Source organism: uncultured Shimia sp., from assembly GCF_947493595.1.
Lineage (GTDB): Bacteria > Pseudomonadota > Alphaproteobacteria > Rhodobacterales > Rhodobacteraceae > Shimia.
This window is the reverse complement of sequence record NZ_CANLRL010000002.1, coordinates 386503-401956: the sequence shown is the minus strand read 5'-3', so window position 1 is coordinate 401956 and position 15454 is coordinate 386503. Positions and strand designations below refer to the sequence as shown.

Below are 15454 nucleotides of genomic sequence, written 5' to 3'. Positions count from 1 at the left end.
AGGCCTGAGATCAGGCCTCAGCCTCCTCAGATGTGTTTTCGTCATCTTCCGCGGCTTCCGCTTCCAACTCGGCAGGATCAACCCATCCCAAAACGATGCGGGCGGTCATGACCATGTCCTGCGCCTCTTCCAACGTCACGCCAAAGGGCTCAAGCACACCGTCATCTTTGATCCGTTCGCCGCCATCGGTGGTCCAACCACCAGCAAGCTCCCAGTCGGCGCAAGTTGCAAAATCTTCGAGGTTCAACACACCGTCTTTGGCCAACGCTTCAATCATCTGGGGTGTCAGGCCCTCAAAGGCAACCAAGCTATCCTGAACACCCAGCTCACGGGCAGCATCCAGAGCCGCTTTGTTTTTCGCGTCGATGAAATCACGCGCACGCGCCTGAAGCTCACCTGCGGTGCCTTCGTCTACACCATCAATGACCAGCAGTTCATCAATCTCAACATAAGCAACCTCTTCGAGGTTGGTGAAGCCTTCGGACACCAAAAGCTGAGCAAAGAACTCGTCCAGATCCAGAGTTTCCATAAACAGTTTGGTACGCTCTTCGAACTCTTTCTGACGGCGCTCGGATTCTTCCGCTTCGGTCATGATGTCAATGTCCAGCGCGGTCAGCTGGCTGGCGAGACGCACGTTCTGGCCACGGCGACCAATCGCCAAAGACAGCTGCTCGTCTGGTACAACAACTTCGATTTTGCCGGCTTCTTCGTCCAGAACAACTTTGGATACTTCGGCAGGTTGAAGCGCATTCACAAGGAACGTCGGCTGATCTTCGTTCCATGGGATGATGTCAATTTTCTCGCCTTGCAGCTCGTTCACAACGGCCTGAACGCGGGATCCACGCATACCAACACAAGCACCAACCGGATCGATAGAACCATCGTGTGAGATTACAGCTATCTTGGCGCGAGAACCTGGGTCACGCGCCACCGCTTTGATGTCGATGATGCCATCATAAATTTCAGGCACTTCCATCTTGAACAGCTCGGCCATGAATTCTGGCGCGGTCCGGCTCAAGAAAATCTGGTGGCCACGGGGCTCACGACGCACTTCTTTGATGAAGGCACGCACGCGGTCGCCGGACCGGTAGCTCTCTCGGCCGATTTTGTCGTTGCGACGCAGCACAGCTTCGGCACCACCTACGTCGACAATCACATTGCCAAACTCTTCGCGCTTCACGGCGCCGTTGATGATGGTACCGGCGCGGTCTTTGAAGTCTTCATACTGACGATCACGCTCAGCTTCGCGCACCTTCTGCAGGATCACCTGCTTAGCGGATTGCGCGGCAATGCGGCCCATTTCAACCGGCGGCACTTCTTCGATGAACTGCTGGCCGATTTCCGGGTTTGCCATATACTGCTTGGCCTGCTCGACGGTGAACTCAGCCTGGTAGTTTTCCAGAAGATCGTCTTCAACAACCGTACGCACACGCGTGAAAGTCGCCTTACCGGTTTTGCGGTCAATAGACACACGAATGTCCATTTCGGCGCCGTAACGGCTTTTAGCGGCACGGGCGAGCGATTCTTCCATCGCTTCAACCACGAGACCCGGGTCGATCATTTTCTCCCGAGCAACGGCTTCGGCGGTTTGCAGCAGCTCCAGCTGGTTTGCAGAGGTGATTGCCATGGTATTACTCCTCAGACTCGCCGGGCGCTTGTTCGCCGGTCTCAATGTCGTCAAAATCGTCTTCGTTCAGAATGCCCGCTTCTTTGCGCGCTTTCAGCATTTCCTTAATCAGGTCATCCGTCAGCATCAGCTTGGCATCCGCCAACCAGTCAAAGTTCAGGCCCACCGTGACGGTCTCACCCTGATCTTCGATATTGATCAAAACGTCTTCGCCTTCGATTCCCGCCAAAACACCGCGAAAGCGTTTGCGACCATCAATGAGTTCCGCCGTTTCAATTTTGGCTTCATAGCCCTCGTATGCGTCAAAATCCTTCAAGCGGGTCAAAGGACGGTCCACACCGGGGCTTCCGACTTCAAGTGTGTAGGAATCCGACAACGGATCCTCAACGTCCAACACCGCGCTGACCGCATTGGAGATCTGGGCGCATTCATCCACTTCGATCCCACCGCCAGGGCGCTCCGCCATGATCTGCAAGGTGTGGGATTTTCCGCCCATGAGGCGCAAACGCACCAACTCGAACCCCATGTCTTCAACGACTGGGGCAACAATATCTGCCAGCTTGCGGTCGATCGCCGCTTTGGCAATGAGGTCACTCATAGGCATATTCCAAGCACAAAAAAACGGGCCCGCGGCCCGTCGATCTTTCCCGGTGGAGCGTTCAGGCTAACCCGACCGCGCCGCTGTTGAGAGGGATATACGTCGACAGAGGCGAGTCTGCAAGCCCTCTTGGAAAATATGCCTAAGCTTGCCACCACCGCTCGGCGAAACGCGCGTTGTCGAGCGCGTATTGGGCACCGATGGTTCTAGGGGGGGTGATGGCTTTTGAGGTTGCTTGCAAATGATTGGCAAACGCCGGCACAACAAGACTGCCGTCTTGCTGAACTAGGTGTTGAAGCTCGCCATAGAGACCTTGCCGCTTTTGCGCATCCATTTCAGATCGCGCATCAAACAAAAGCCGCCCCACCCTGCTATCCTGCCAGCCAGCGTAGTTCCAACGCCCTCCCGGCGCTAGATATGTCGACATCGCCCAATCCTCTGTGGCCCTGCCTGCGGAAAAATGCAGCGACGCTTTCGAGTAGCTGTTTGTGACATCTACTTGCAGCCCGACGTGCGCCATCTGCGCGACAAAGGATCCCAACACAGGGGCAAAATCTCGCATCGACTGCGGCGACACCCCAACGGACAACCGATCTGCACCAACGCTTTGCAGGAGCGACCTTGCCTGCTCCGGGTCATGCACCAGCGACGCCTGCACATCAGAAAAATATGGGTTCGCTGGCCCAATTGGCGTATCTGCACCAATCTGACCAAAACCCAGCAGGCTATGTTGTACAATGGCAGGCCGATCCAGGGCGTATTTCACCGCGCGCCGAACAGCCGCTGCCCGTTGCGGATCAAGGTTGCCGCCAACAGCAAAACTGTAGTGCTGATTTCCACTCAGGTTCTGAAGAGACATTCCAGACTGGGCCGTAATCTGATGCGCATGAGCTGGTGCGATCTGCGCCGCGACATCAACGGACCCTTCAAGTAGCGCATTGAGGCGCGCGGAGGGGTCTGTGTCACCGAGAAGGTGAAGCGCCTCAAAGAAACCCGCCTTCGTTCCTTTGTAATGGTTCTGTGCACGGCGCGCACGCAGCCCCTGCCCTGGCAAGAACTCTTCCACCTTATACAGTCCCGTGCCAATTCCGTTTTGCATCGCAAGCTCAACGTAACCGGCCGGATAGATCACCAGATGATAGTCCGATAACAGGTACGGGAAATCTGCATTGGGCGCATTCAACGTGAATTGCACTTGATGTGGCCCGAGTGCCTTCAGCTCGGAAACGTCCCGCAGAAGCGGCTCAACCGGTGATAAACTTTGCCCCATGTGCAAAGCAAAGCTCTCAATCACATCTTGCGCCACAAACGCCTTACCGTTGTGAAACTGCACACCTTCGCGCAAATCAAACGTCCAGATTCGCGCGTCGGCACTGGCCGTCCAGCTTTCCGCCAATTCGCCGCGCAACGCGCCATCTGGCCCAACTTCGGTCAGACAATCAAAAATTGCACCGTGGCAAGCTGCCATCATAAAGAGGCTGTCGTGGGATCGCGTATCCCATGTGTCGCTTGATCGCCCGCCAGGCAATACTGCCCGCAGAGTGCCGCCATTTTTTGGCTTGGCCGCGGCCAAGCCCAAACCTGACGCCGCCAGCACACCTGCTGCGGCACCGGTGGTCAAAAGGCTACGTCTGCTAATGCGTGACAAAGTCAAACTCCGGTAGATCGGGGGTAGATGAGAAAGCCATCTGGCCCCAATGTCCAGCCGTTTTGCTAGATCCGCGCCAAATCATCCATGATGCGCACAAGTTCTGCGCTGATCCCTGGCTCTGACAGAGCATGGCCCGCGTTGCGAATAACCCGCAAGTCAGCCATGTTACCCCAGGCCGACGCCAGATTGTACGCTGCTTTTGGCGGGCAAATCATGTCGTACCGACCTTGCACGATGTATCCGGGAATTTCTTTGAGAACCGCCATATTTGCGAGAATATGACCGTCTTCCCCAAGGAAACCTCGATTGCGGAAGTAGTGATTCTCCAACCGAGAGAACGCGCGCGCATACTCTGCTGGCGCTTCCCCCCCATGGCCATTGGAATACACCGAGGCTAAAGCATTTTCCCAACTCGCCCAAGCGCGTGCAAATTTGATCTCAGTGGCACGGTCACCACAGAACAGGCGGTGATGATAGGCCTCAATCAGGTCACTCCGCTCTTCTTCCGGCACAAGGTCAGAGAACCGCGCCCAAGGTTCAGGCCAGAAATGACCGGCCCCACCACCATAAAACCAATCCAGCTCCGATTGGGTCATCAGGAATACACCACGCAATACAAGACAAACTGTCTGCGTTGGATGGGATTGCGCATACAGAAGCGACAAAGTGGCCCCCCAGCTGCCACCAAAGACGATCCATTCGTCAATCTCCAGCGTATCCCGAATACGTTCCATGTCCGCCACAAGATGCCAGCTGGTGTTGTTTTCCACCTCGGCATGCGGTCTGGAATGTCCACAGCCTCGCTGATCAAAAAGGATCACGCGATACACATTGGGATCAAAATAGCGCCGCATGGCTGGGCTTGACCCACCGCCTGGGCCGCCATGCACCACAACAACCGGCAAACCGCTTGGATTGCCCGACTGTTCGACATAGATGCTGTGCCCATCGCCCACGTCCAGCATCCTCTGGTCAAACGGCTCGACCGGAGGGTAAAGGTAGTGCACTGCGCGCTTTTGGCCCGAGTTTTTGTCCATGTCCTACCTATAATGGTTGCGACGCCCAAATGAGCATGGAGAGTTCAAAATGCAAGCCACCAATACCACGGTAGATCCTGCCGAAGTGGCCAAATTCGAAGCCATGGCCGCCGAATGGTGGGATCCCACCGGTAAGTTTAAGCCGTTACACATGCTCAACCCATGTCGTCTTGACTACATTACGACGCAGATTGCCGCGGAGTTCAATCGCGACTTGACCGAAGCCCAACCTTTTAAAGGGTTGCGCTTGCTCGATATCGGCTGTGGCGGTGGTTTGCTGTCAGAACCGATGGCGCGTCTCGGAGCGGACGTTGTGGGCGCAGATGCTGCGGGTGGCAACCTGCCAGTGGCGCGCATCCACGCTGAACAATCTGGTCTCGACATCGACTATCGCCACACAACCGCAGAAGCGATGGCTGAAGCCGGAGAGCAATTTGACGTCGTCTTGAATATGGAAGTTGTTGAACATGTCGCAGATCCATTGAGCTACATGACTGCTTGTCAACAACTGCTCAAATCCGGCGGCTTGCACATCTGTTCAACAATCAATCGGAATCCCAAGAGCTTTGCGATGGCGATTGTGGGCGCGGAGTACGTCATGCGCTGGCTTCCAAAAGGCACGCACGAATGGAACAAGTTCATCACTCCCGACGAGCTTTTTGGATTGATTGAGCAATCCGGCCTGACACCGGTGGATCGCAAGGGTTTTATTTTCAACCCGATCAGCTGGCAATGGTCCATTTCGGACAAAGATCTGAGCGTCAATTACGTTACGGCCAGCACCAAACCCTGACCATCTACTCTTCAAGCTTTAGACGCAACTCGCGCAAGATCGGGAGCGCTGCGCGCACCCGGTCATCTCCCAAACGGCTGACCATGTCGTTGATGATCGGCTCCATGCTGGCCAGCGCGGCATCGCGGGCCTGTCGGCCTGCGGGGCTTATCGCTACCATTTTGCGGCGTGCATCGTCCCAATCCGGACGGATGTGCACGTACCCTGCGGTTTCCAGCTTGTGCAGCGTGTTGGTCATCGCGCCACGGGTGAGATGGAACGTCTTGGCAAGTTGCGCCGGACTGCGCTCGGCGTTTGAGCGATCCAAGTGATTTAACACAGAGAAATGCGACAGCTCCATGCCTTTGGGCAGAACTTTGGACAAACGGGAGCGCGCAAGCTGATCCACCATCAGAATCTCGCCAAACAGCGTAATCGCCAATCCGCTTTTGTCGTTCATTTAGGGCCCGCTGAAGTCTCGGTCATGTTGTAAGGACGGCACTTGCCTACGGGCCTTCTGAACCAATGTCAGATCAAGATCAACAAGCGTGACTCCCGGCTCCGTACCTGCGTCTGCCAAAACTTCTCCCCAAGGGGCCACAACCATGGAATGCCCATGTGTTTGACGCGATAGACCTTTGGACACTGGATGCTTCCCCGTTTGCGCAGGAGCAATGACAAAACAACCGGTTTCGATGGCGCGTGCGCGCAACAAGGTTTCCCAATGCGCCTTACCGGTGATGTGCGAAAAGGCTGCGGGAACCGTCAGGATGTCTGCACCGGCCTGGGCCAGCGTCCGATGAAGATGACCAAAGCGCACATCATAGCAAATCGACAGGCCCAAGTTACCAAACGGCGTTTGTGCAACAACAGCTTGCTCACCGGGACGATAGCCATCGGATTCCCGATAGGTTTCTTCCGGCGTCACATCCACATCAAACATGTGGATTTTGTCGTAGCGCGCCACGATGTCCCCGGTTGCGGAGATCACAAAGGATCGATTGGCAAAACGCCCGTCCGTATCTTTGGTTTTTAAACCGAGACTTCCGACCAACAGCCAAATACACAGCTCCGCACACAAAGCCTGAAGGCCTGCAAGTGTCGCGTCATCCGCCTCATGGCGAAGCACAGATTCCTGATGGCTGCGACTGGTTGAGAGGCAATTCATCACCTCCGGTAAAAAGGCAATTTCAGCCCCTTGCACCTTGGCTTCGCGCAGCATGGCACTCGCTGTTGCCAGATTCTCTTCAGGCAAATCCGAAGACGTCATTTGAAGCAACGCTGCGCGCATGATCAATTACGCCGCCAACAGGGGATCAAGCTCACCCGCACGCTCAAGTGCATAGAGATCATCACAGCCGCCAACATGTTTGTCGCCAATGAAAATCTGCGGCACGGTGCGCCCACCGTTGGCCCGGGTGATCATTTCCGGCTTGCGGTCCGGGTCTTGCAGAACATCAATTTCAACAAACGTGACGTTTTTCTGGGTCAAAAGCCGTTTGGCGGCGTGGCAAAAACCACAAAGTGGGCTGGTGTAAATCTCGACCGGCTGCATGGCGTGTCCTTATGTCTTCCTGTGTTCCGTTGTCCGGCATTTAGGCATCCTTTGCAACGCGCGCCAGTGTGGCAACACACACTTCTTTGGCATTGGCGGTGAGACAGCCCTGCGTTGCGGCACGCAAAGTGGCACCACTGGTCAAAACATCATCAACAAGCAAAATCTTTGCATCTTGTATGAGGTGCCGTTTTTTCCGATTTGGCTCAATCGCGCCACGCATTTTTTTGGCGCGTTCATCCGCACCAAGCCCTTCTAACCCACCCAGGCCTTTTACACGCACCAAAAGGTCTGGACAGAAGGTGATCTCTGACAAAGTTGCCAATTTCTCCGCCAACATAGCCGCCTGATTGTACCGCCGCTTCAAGAAACGAGCGCGGTGAAGCGGCACCGGCGCAATGATATCCACATCATGCAACAGCGGCCGTGCAGCTTGCCAAAGCCACTTTGCCGCCGGCCGGGCAATATCGGTCCGGTCCCCATGTTTAAACCCTAAGATTAGTTTGCGACCCGCCCCACGATACAACAGCGCAGCACGCCCTTGCTTCCAGGGCGGCGGATCCGCAAGGCAATCATCACACACAACGCGCAACTCAGTTGGCGCAGCAGTAACCGGACGACCACAACAGTCGCACACTGCGCCTCCAATGAACGCTGTTTGCCCCCAACACTCTGCACATAGTCCAAAGTCGCTTTCAACCATGTGTCCACAAGCCACACAGCGTGGCGGGAACAAAAGGTGTATGGCAGTTTGAATCTTTGTCTTCACCTGCCTATTGTCCGCACCATGCAAAATAACCCTCGCCTCACTGATACAAATGCTCTGCGCCGCAACCGCACGCGTGCCAACCGAACCACCGGGATGTTTCTGCAGAGTGCAGCCATCGCCGAAGTTCAGGATCGCCTCAGCATGGTTAACAGGGAGTTTACAGCGCCTGCCATTGTGACCGGGTTTCCTGACGTTTGGGACACTTGCCTTCCAGAAGCAAATTTGGTTCCCGACAGCGATGTCTTAGATCTACAGCCGCAACACCATGACCTTGTGATCCATGGACTGAGCCTACATTGGGCGGATGACCCAGTTGGGCAACTCATTCAATGTCGCCGCGCTTTGAAAGATGATGGTTTTTTTCTTGCGGTGACTTTTGGCGGCAAGACACTGCATGAACTGCGGGCATCCCTGGCACAGGCGGAAGTCGAAATCACCGGAGGATTGTCGCCGCGCGTGACCCCAATGGGTGAAATTCGTGACCTAGGCGCACTTCTGCAGCGCGCCGGCTTCGCACTGCCGGTCGCTGATACGGTGCCGCTGAAAGTGACCTATGAAAGCCCCTGGGCGTTGATGAAAGACCTACGCGCCATGGGCGAAAGCAACGCATTGCAGGATCGCCTTCGCAAACCGACACGCCGTTCCATTTTGGCCCGAGCAAACGAAATCTACGTAGATACGTTTATGGAAAACGGGCGTATTCCGGCGACCTTTGAATTGATCTTTCTCACTGGCTGGGCACCGGATGCCAACCAACCACAGCCGCTGCGCCCCGGCTCAGCCAAGACCCGTCTCGCAGACGCGCTCAGCACGTCTGAAATCAAACTGCCCAAGTGACTCACCTATACGGACCCCAGCACATGACCAAAGCTACATGCCCGGCCCACGCCCCCAAAGACCATCCAAAAGTGGCTCGTGGCAAAACCGGCATTCTCCTTGCCAATCTTGGCACCCCGGATGATTACACCTACTGGCCGATGCGTCGGTATTTGAACGAGTTTTTGTCTGACAAACGCGTGATCGACTATCCGTCCTGGAAATGGCAGCCACTTCTGCAGCTTATCATCCTGACGAAGCGCCCATTCTCAAGCGGCGAAGCCTACGAGTCCATTTGGGACAAGGAACGCGATGAAAGCCCGTTGATGGTGATCACCAAGGATCAGACAGCCAAGATCAAAGCCGCCATGGAGGCCAAACATGGGGACCAAGTCATGGTGGATTTTTGTATGCGCTATGGCAACCCGTCTACCAATTCGAAAGTAAGGAACATGGTGGCAGCAGGCTGCGAGCGGATCCTGTTTTTCCCACTCTATCCGCAATATGCTGGGGCCACATCTGCAACCGCCAACGACCAATTCTTCCGCGCACTAATGGAAGAAAAATGGCAACCGGCGGCGCGCACAGTGCCAGCGTACTTCGATCATCCAAGCTATATCGACGCCTTGGCGAAATCTGTAGAAGAGGCTTATGACTCTGCTGAGAAGCGCCCTGATCTGCTGGTGGTGTCTTACCACGGGATGCCAAAGAGATACCTGCAAGAAGGCGATCCCTATCACTGCCAATGTCAGAAAACCACGCGCCTATTGAAAGAGCGACTGGGTTGGGAAGACACTGATCTGTGCACTACGTTCCAGTCGCAATTTGGCCCGGAAGACTGGCTGCGCCCCTATACGGTTGAAGAAGTTGCCCGCCTTGCCAAAGAAGAAGGCAAAACCAACATTGCAGTTGTTGCGCCTGCCTTTTCGGCGGATTGCATTGAAACGCTGGAAGAGATCAACGAGGAAATCAAGGAAAGCTTCGAAGAAGCTGGCGGCAAAGATTTTCTCTACATTCCTTGCTTGAACTCTGACGCGTCACATATCACTGCACTGTGCCAGATTATTGATGAGAACCTAGGCGGTTGGGTGACTTAACCCAACCGAATTCCCGCCTTCGCCACAGTTCAGAAGGAACCCAGAATAACAAAAAGGCGGGGCAAAACCCCGCCTTTTCGCATGTCAGATCGCTTTGTTGCGACTTAGGCAGACGCTGCAGCCGCGGCCACGATGACCAGCAGCAGAAGCGGAACCCAAACGTCATTGCCAGAGCTACCAGCAGCTTCTTCGATCACAACAGGTTCAACAACCGGATCGGCCATGGAGCCCGCGAATGCGGTGGAAGCAGCAGCAGTCAGAGCAGCAGCGAGAACGAGTTTCTTCATAGTATCCTCCAGAATTCGCTTGCCACCATAACAATGAGGGCGATGACAAGCACCCAAGACTTACCTCGTGAAATGTCTAAACAGCAAAATGTCGGTTTTGCAAACCCAAGATTGCCGATAGCCCCCTACCAAGGTCGAAATGTCGTCAAATTAGCAACACTTGTGTGCCGACTTTTGTCAACGAAAACAATTCGGAGATGTGTTCATTGTACAGACCGATGCACCCATTGGAGGACCGACGTCCAATTTTGCGCGTGTCGTGTGTTCCGTGAATCCGATAGTAGGTCCAACTCAGATAAAGCGCGTGGGTTCCCAAGGGGTTATCAGGGCCAGGGCCAACATAGTCAGGCCATTCCGGATTGCGCTTCTTCATAGACGGCGTTGGGCGCCAGCTTGGCCCGTCGACCTTGCGAACGACCTTGGTGCGACCGCGGCGTGTAAGATCCTCCGTCAGCGGCACCGACGTCGGGTACAGCTTGTAGACGGACTCGTCTTCGGACCAGTAATGCAACGCACGTGATGTAACGTCCACGAGCACCGCGCCGTTCTTCAGGTTGTCAAAGTATGGTGCCCAATCCAGAGAACGGAAGCTCGAAATGTTGCGCACCACAATCTCGTCCAGGTCCCGTTCAACCTCGGTTGTACCCGTTTCAGTTTGTGCGATTGCCGGCGCACTCAGAAATGCGGCGCCACTCGCCAAAAAAGCGCGGCGCCCAATTTTTGCAGACCGATCAACAGACATTTGTTCCTCCAGAACACTCGTAACGTGGATCGGGCAATCATATGGCCGGAATGCCGCAGTCGCAAATCAATCCGGCACGAAAAGAGCAATGTCACGCCGATGTGGGTTTTCATGGCAACTTCGGACGGGTAGGACTCTTCCAATCACTTTTTTGGGACGGGAACACAATGCGCGCAATTGCTCTTTTGCTGGTAGCAGCTCTTGGTTTGGTAAGCTGCGGTGCCGGCGGGTCCAGCACGAAGCAATACAAGATTTCCGGCAGCAGCACGTCAAAAGTACAGTTTCAGGTACTGGACTCCATCAACGCGCTGCGTGCAGCATCCGGCGCCCCGGCAGTGGAACTAAATGCCCAGCTCAATGCGGCAGCAGCAACACACTCGCGCGACATGTCGCTGCAAAACCGTCCTTGGCACTTCGGCTCTGACGGATCGTCCCCGCTGGATCGCGTCGCACGGGTTGGATATTCCGGCACATTGGCAGGCGAAACTATCAGTGAAACATACGAATCAGAGGTCGAAACTCTTGCGGCCTGGATGCAACAAGATGACACGCGGGCCGTTATCCTAGACCCCAAGGCCCAAGACATGGGCTTTGCCTGGTTCCAGGAAGACAGCGGCAAGATTTGGTGGACGCTGGTGATGGGCTCGCGCGAAGCAAACCCGATACAGCTGGCTGATTTTCAGGGATAAATCGAGATAACTGTGCCATTGTTGACCATGGCATAGATTTCACGCATTTCCCGATCAGTAACCGCGATACAGCCTGCGGTCCAATCATCTTTGCCATCGCGATATTTCTTAGGGCGGCCATGAATAAAAATGTCGCCACCAGGGGATTTTCCCAACGAAGCGGCGTGCGCGCGATCGGCATTATTTGGATAAGACACGCCTATTGAAAGATAAAACTGACTGTTGGGATTGCGGCGATCAATGAAGTAGTCGCCTTCCGGGGTCTTTCCGTCACCTTCGACTTGTTTATGCCCAACTGGCTGAAAACCAAGGTGCATGTCGTAAGATTTCAGCACCTTATTATGGTGCATGAGATATATTTTACGCTGCTCCTTAAAGACAGCAACGCGCGTCACTTCCGGACCATTGTACGACATAAACTTGCTGGAACAGCTCGCCAAGCCAAACGCCAAAACCGCAAACACCAAAGCGGAGAACAAACGCATTATTTTGGTCCTTTTTGTACCACTGCCTCTTTTGAAAGGCTCATAACAGATTGCGGCCAATTTGGCCTCTCACGGCTGCGTGATAGCAGCTATTTCCGAACAAACCTTGAAGCAAGTTCTACATGCGACGACCAACGGAATTGGTCGACGGTTTGCACCCAATCAAGGTGGTATCCGGCCTGGACCAAAACCACAGCATCCCTGGCAAATGTCACCGGATTACAAGACACATAAGCGATCTCTTGCAAAGCGGACTTAGCCAATTCCAAGACTTGCGCTTCGGCCCCGGCACGTGGCGGGTCGATCACCGCAAAGTCATAGCAAAGATCTTCTGTCACAATTGGATTTCTGAACAGATCCCGTGTTTCCGAAGACACTTGTTTAAGACCCATAGACTTGCGCCACCCTATATCCAGAGCCTGGATCATGGCCTCCTCGCCTTCGACACCGTGCATCCGGTATTGGGAGGCCAGAGGTAGCGTAAATGTCCCGCAGCCTGCAAATAGGTCGATACCAGAATCTCCCTGCGTGATGGCTTCTTTGACCGCGTGCAAAAGGGCTGCTTCGCCCTGTTGGGTTGCTTGCAGAAAGGCACCAGGCGGGGGTACCACAGACGCAGCGCCAAAGCTCTGCGCTGGCACCGCCCGTGTCGCCACCACTTCGCCATCCCACGTCAGACGCGCCAGCTTGAAACGCTCCACTTCTTGGGCCAGACGGGCCAACAGCGGTCCATCCAAAGGCTTGCCACCAACAACCGCCATGTCCAAGCCAGCGTCCGACAGCGTGACCGTCGCGCTGATTTCGCCTTTGCGAGAGGAGGCTATTTGACAGAGCTGCAAGATGACCTCGCGGGCGGGCAGCAAGTCTGGGTGCAACAGCTGGCAATCCGGGATCTCAACAATCACATCAGAGGCCCGGGCATGAAACCCCACCAAAGCCGCCTTTTTGGTGCGCCGCGCCGAGAACACCGCCCGGCGGCGGGATTTCGGCGGTGAGGTCAAGATCTGGCGCAAGTCAGTTTCCAAACCCTGCGCGGCTAGCGCTTGCCGCACAACTTCGACCTTCCAGTCTGCCAAGAACGCATCAGACGCGTGCTGCAACTGGCAGCCTCCACAGGACTTAAAGTGGCGACACGGGGCTTTCACGCGGTGCTCAGACGGTGTCACAACCCGCATATTTGTCAGGCGCGTTCCGTCAATTTCACCTTCCACAGTTTCACCGGGCAGGGTCAAAGGGGCATAAATCGGTCCGTCGGCAATTCCATCACCGTGCAGGCCCAAACGCTGGATATCTATCTGGCTCATGCCCGTCCCTTAGTGGGGGACGGGCACAAGGTCAAATTTTACTCGGCCGCGTCATCCGCATTCAAAAAACCGCCGGACTGACGCGCCCAGAAACCGGCATAGAGGCCGTTCTGCGCCAAGAGCTCTCCGTGACTGCCCTGCTCCACAATACGCCCCTGATCCAGAACCAGTATGCGGTCCATTTCGGCAATCGTGGACAAGCGGTGCGCAATCGCAATCACGGATTTCCCCGCCATCATGCCATAAAGCGTACGCTGAATGGCGGCTTCAACTTCGCTGTCCAAAGCGCTGGTCGCCTCATCAAGCAGCAGAATCGGTGCGTCTTTCAGGATCACGCGCGCAAGAGTGATACGCTGCCGCTGTCCACCGGAGAGTTTTACACCGCGCTCCCCCACATGCGCATCATATCCTGTACGTCCTTCTGGGTCTTCGAGGTCCAGAATGAAGTCATGTGCTTCTGCTTTCTTTGCCGCCGCGATCATCTGCGCTTCTGAGGCATTCGGATACCCGTATAGCAAATTGTCACGAACAGATCTGTGCAGCAGCGAACTGTCCTGTTGCACCATGCCAATTTTGTCGCGCAGGCTGTCTTGAGTGACCGTCGAAATGTCCTGACCGTCAATCAGAATGCGCCCCTGCTCAGTGTCGTAGAACCTCAAAAGAAGCTTCACCAACGTGGACTTACCTGCCCCAGACCGGCCAATCAGCCCGACCTTTTCACCCGGCGCGATGGTGAGGCTGATGTTGTCCAACCCGCCGCTGTCGCGCCCATAGTGGTGTGACAAGCCATCAAGCTCGATCTTGCCTGAGGTAAACTCCAGCGGTTTGGCGTCTTTGGAATCAACCAAATCAATCGGTTGCGCGATGGTTTCCATACCTTCGGCAACAACTCCCAATTGACGGAAGAAGGAGGTCAGCGCCCACATGATCCAGCCGGTCATGGCGTTCAAGCGCAGGCTCAAGGCGGTGGCCGCAGCCACGACACCCACGCTGGCCAATCCTTGCATCCAAAGCCAGATGGCCCAGCCCACAACGCTCACGATCAACACGCCATTGAGCAACACGAGCATCACATCCATCAACGTGAAAATACGCATTTCCGCCTGAAAGGTTTCACGTGAATATTCAATGGCTTCCTTGGCATACTCCAGCTCGCGCTTGTTGTGCGCAAAAAGCTTCACGGAGTGGATGTTTGTATAGGCATCCACCACACGACCGGTAACTTTGGAACGTGCATCAGAGGCTTTTTGCGAGGCTGGACCAACCCGTTTCACAGTCCATTTTACCAAGAAACCATAGAACACAAGCCAGCCCAGCATCGGCAGCACCAAACGCGGGTCGGCATCGGCCAAAAGGATGGCCGCACCCACCACATAGGCGATGGAGAAGGTGATGGCGTCAAACACCTGAAACACCGCCTCACCCGCTGCAGGCGGGGTCTGCATAATCCGGTTGGCAATGCGGCCGGCGAAGTCATTCTCAAACCAGCCAACCGATTGACGCAAAACATGTTTATGCGCGCGCCAGCGGATCAAAGTGCCGAAGTTTGGCAGCAGTGTGTTGTTGAGCAGAAGCACGTCAAACGCCTGCAATGCAGGGCGTAGGAAGAGGACGAACAGGATGACCAGAATGAACTCAGTGCCGTGATCCGCCCAGACTTGCGCAGGGTCGCCGCTCAACAGGTCCACAATGCGGCCCATGTAGGCGATCAGACCGATCTCCACAGCGGCCACGATGACCGACATTATCGTAGCAAAAACAAAGACTTTGCGGAATGGCCGGGCGTAGTCGCGCATAAAGGGCCACAGCTTTGTGGGGGGCGCATCTACTTCGTCGTAGTCGCAATAAGGGTCAACAAGGGTCTCGAAGAACTTGAACATGAGAATGTCCTGAAAAACAGTGGATTGTGCAAAATGAAGTGACTCGCCATCTCTGGCCGCCACAGCGGTCAGATTGGCTTATGAAAACCAGATCCCGCGATACATCTTGCACTCCTTCTCATGTTTGAGCTGTCGGCATGCTGGC

The 15454-nt window shown here is 55.1% G+C and carries 17 protein-coding genes and 1 pseudogene; 4 read left to right on the top strand and 14 right to left on the bottom strand.

What is annotated here, in order from left to right; genetic code table 11:
• Nucleotides 1–10: 10 nt before the first annotated feature.
• The 4 genes from nusA to pip form a co-directional block, all read right to left on the bottom strand.
• Nucleotides 11–1627, bottom strand: coding sequence for a transcription termination factor NusA (gene nusA / locus Q0955_RS07490; protein ID WP_299422282.1), 1617 nt, complete (start codon nt 1625–1627; stop codon nt 11–13).
• 4 nt (nt 1628–1631) lie between these two features.
• Nucleotides 1632–2225, bottom strand: coding sequence for a ribosome maturation factor RimP (gene rimP, locus Q0955_RS07485; protein ID WP_299422269.1), 594 nt, complete (start codon nt 2223–2225; stop codon nt 1632–1634).
• A gap of 142 nt (nt 2226–2367) precedes the next feature.
• A complete protein-coding gene (locus Q0955_RS07480) occupies nt 2368–3873 on the bottom strand; it encodes an ABC transporter substrate-binding protein (RefSeq protein ID WP_299422258.1) in 1506 nt (501 codons plus the stop codon).
• 65 nt (nt 3874–3938) lie between these two features.
• Nucleotides 3939–4913: a prolyl aminopeptidase gene (gene pip, locus Q0955_RS07475; protein WP_299422246.1), complete on the bottom strand. Its 975-nt coding sequence runs from the start codon at nt 4911–4913 to the stop codon at nt 3939–3941.
• Nucleotides 4914–4962: 49 nt separating this feature from the next.
• Here pip and ubiG point away from each other — a divergent pair, with 49 nt between their 5' ends.
• Complete coding sequence (gene ubiG, locus Q0955_RS07470) at nt 4963–5706, top strand: bifunctional 2-polyprenyl-6-hydroxyphenol methylase/3-demethylubiquinol 3-O-methyltransferase UbiG (protein WP_299422235.1); 744 nt, start codon at nt 4963–4965, stop codon at nt 5704–5706.
• Nucleotides 5707–5710: 4 nt separating this feature from the next.
• Here the strand turns inward: ubiG and Q0955_RS07465 are convergent, their stop codons facing one another.
• The 5 genes and pseudogenes from Q0955_RS07465 to Q0955_RS20870 all read right to left on the bottom strand — a co-directional run.
• Nucleotides 5711–6145 (bottom strand): MarR family transcriptional regulator, encoded by a 435-nt coding sequence (locus tag Q0955_RS07465; RefSeq protein WP_168590904.1) that lies wholly within the window; start codon nt 6143–6145, stop codon nt 5711–5713.
• Nucleotides 6146–6976: a carbon-nitrogen hydrolase family protein gene (locus Q0955_RS07460; protein WP_299422175.1), complete on the bottom strand. Its 831-nt coding sequence runs from the start codon at nt 6974–6976 to the stop codon at nt 6146–6148.
• Nucleotides 6977–6982: 6 nt separating this feature from the next.
• The gene (grxC, locus tag Q0955_RS07455) at nt 6983–7240 is read right to left on the bottom strand and encodes a glutaredoxin 3 (protein WP_299422164.1); all 258 of its coding nucleotides are present in this window, start codon (nt 7238–7240) and stop codon (nt 6983–6985) included.
• Nucleotides 7241–7280: 40 nt separating this feature from the next.
• On the bottom strand, nt 7281–7649 hold the full coding sequence (locus tag Q0955_RS20875; protein WP_366140666.1) for a phosphoribosyltransferase family protein: 369 nt from the start codon (nt 7647–7649) through the stop codon (nt 7281–7283).
• A 168-nt stretch (nt 7650–7817) separates the two neighbouring features.
• Nucleotides 7818–8009, bottom strand: a pseudogene (locus Q0955_RS20870) (double zinc ribbon domain-containing protein); the annotation flags it as partial.
• Nucleotides 8010–8027: 18 nt separating this feature from the next.
• Between Q0955_RS20870 and Q0955_RS07445 the strand changes: the two are divergent.
• Both Q0955_RS07445 and hemH read left to right on the top strand, forming a co-directional pair.
• Entirely contained in the window at nt 8028–8846 is an 819-nt protein-coding gene (locus tag Q0955_RS07445) for an SAM-dependent methyltransferase (protein ID WP_299422139.1), read from the top strand.
• Nucleotides 8847–8869: 23 nt separating this feature from the next.
• Nucleotides 8870–9922 carry a ferrochelatase gene (hemH, locus tag Q0955_RS07440; protein WP_299422134.1) on the top strand — a complete coding sequence of 351 codons (1053 nt, stop codon included), beginning with the start codon at nt 8870–8872 and terminating at the stop codon, nt 9920–9922.
• Between the two features lie 104 nt (nt 9923–10026).
• On the opposite strand, the gene Q0955_RS07435 is transcribed toward hemH, so the two are convergent.
• Both Q0955_RS07435 and Q0955_RS07430 read right to left on the bottom strand, forming a co-directional pair.
• Complete coding sequence (locus Q0955_RS07435) at nt 10027–10209, bottom strand: hypothetical protein (RefSeq protein WP_299422119.1); 183 nt, start codon at nt 10207–10209, stop codon at nt 10027–10029.
• 145 nt (nt 10210–10354) lie between these two features.
• Nucleotides 10355–10951 (bottom strand): L,D-transpeptidase, encoded by a 597-nt coding sequence (locus Q0955_RS07430; protein WP_299422108.1) that lies wholly within the window; start codon nt 10949–10951, stop codon nt 10355–10357.
• A gap of 41 nt (nt 10952–10992) precedes the next feature.
• On the opposite strand from Q0955_RS07430, the gene Q0955_RS07425 reads away from it, so the two are divergent.
• On the top strand, nt 10993–11640 hold the full coding sequence (locus Q0955_RS07425) for a CAP domain-containing protein (protein ID WP_299422096.1): 648 nt from the start codon (nt 10993–10995) through the stop codon (nt 11638–11640).
• On the opposite strand, the gene Q0955_RS07420 is transcribed toward Q0955_RS07425, so the two are convergent.
• The 3 genes from Q0955_RS07420 to Q0955_RS07410 form a co-directional block, all read right to left on the bottom strand.
• A complete protein-coding gene (locus tag Q0955_RS07420; protein ID WP_299422087.1) occupies nt 11631–12125 on the bottom strand; it encodes a L,D-transpeptidase family protein in 495 nt (164 codons plus the stop codon). The two genes, Q0955_RS07425 and Q0955_RS07420, sit on opposite strands and share 10 nt — an antisense overlap.
• Before the next feature lie 89 nt (nt 12126–12214).
• On the bottom strand, nt 12215–13429 hold the full coding sequence (locus Q0955_RS07415; protein ID WP_299422081.1) for a class I SAM-dependent RNA methyltransferase: 1215 nt from the start codon (nt 13427–13429) through the stop codon (nt 12215–12217).
• A 38-nt stretch (nt 13430–13467) separates the two neighbouring features.
• Entirely contained in the window at nt 13468–15309 is a 1842-nt protein-coding gene (locus Q0955_RS07410) for an ABC transporter ATP-binding protein (RefSeq protein WP_299422068.1), read from the bottom strand.
• Nucleotides 15310–15454 lie beyond the last annotated feature (145 nt).

Coding starts and splice junctions, on each gene's coding strand:
- nusA (WP_299422282.1), bottom strand. CDS start 1,627: ATGGCAATCACCTCTGCAAACCAGCTGGAGCTGCTGCAAACCGCCGAA.
- rimP (WP_299422269.1), bottom strand. CDS start 2,225: ATGAGTGACCTCATTGCCAAAGCGGCGATCGACCGCAAGCTGGCAGAT.
- pip (WP_299422246.1), bottom strand. CDS start 4,913: ATGGACAAAAACTCGGGCCAAAAGCGCGCAGTGCACTACCTTTACCCT.
- ubiG (WP_299422235.1), top strand. CDS start 4,963: ATGCAAGCCACCAATACCACGGTAGATCCTGCCGAAGTGGCCAAATTC.
- Q0955_RS07465 (WP_168590904.1), bottom strand. CDS start 6,145: ATGAACGACAAAAGCGGATTGGCGATTACGCTGTTTGGCGAGATTCTG.
- Q0955_RS07460 (WP_299422175.1), bottom strand. CDS start 6,976: ATGCGCGCAGCGTTGCTTCAAATGACGTCTTCGGATTTGCCTGAAGAG.
- grxC (WP_299422164.1), bottom strand. CDS start 7,240: ATGCAGCCGGTCGAGATTTACACCAGCCCACTTTGTGGTTTTTGCCAC.
- Q0955_RS07445 (WP_299422139.1), top strand. CDS start 8,028: ATGCAAAATAACCCTCGCCTCACTGATACAAATGCTCTGCGCCGCAAC.
- hemH (WP_299422134.1), top strand. CDS start 8,870: ATGACCAAAGCTACATGCCCGGCCCACGCCCCCAAAGACCATCCAAAA.
- Q0955_RS07435 (WP_299422119.1), bottom strand. CDS start 10,209: ATGAAGAAACTCGTTCTCGCTGCTGCTCTGACTGCTGCTGCTTCCACC.
- Q0955_RS07430 (WP_299422108.1), bottom strand. CDS start 10,951: ATGTCTGTTGATCGGTCTGCAAAAATTGGGCGCCGCGCTTTTTTGGCG.
- Q0955_RS07425 (WP_299422096.1), top strand. CDS start 10,993: ATGGCCGGAATGCCGCAGTCGCAAATCAATCCGGCACGAAAAGAGCAA.
- Q0955_RS07420 (WP_299422087.1), bottom strand. CDS start 12,125: ATGCGTTTGTTCTCCGCTTTGGTGTTTGCGGTTTTGGCGTTTGGCTTG.
- Q0955_RS07415 (WP_299422081.1), bottom strand. CDS start 13,429: ATGAGCCAGATAGATATCCAGCGTTTGGGCCTGCACGGTGATGGAATT.
- Q0955_RS07410 (WP_299422068.1), bottom strand. CDS start 15,309: ATGTTCAAGTTCTTCGAGACCCTTGTTGACCCTTATTGCGACTACGAC.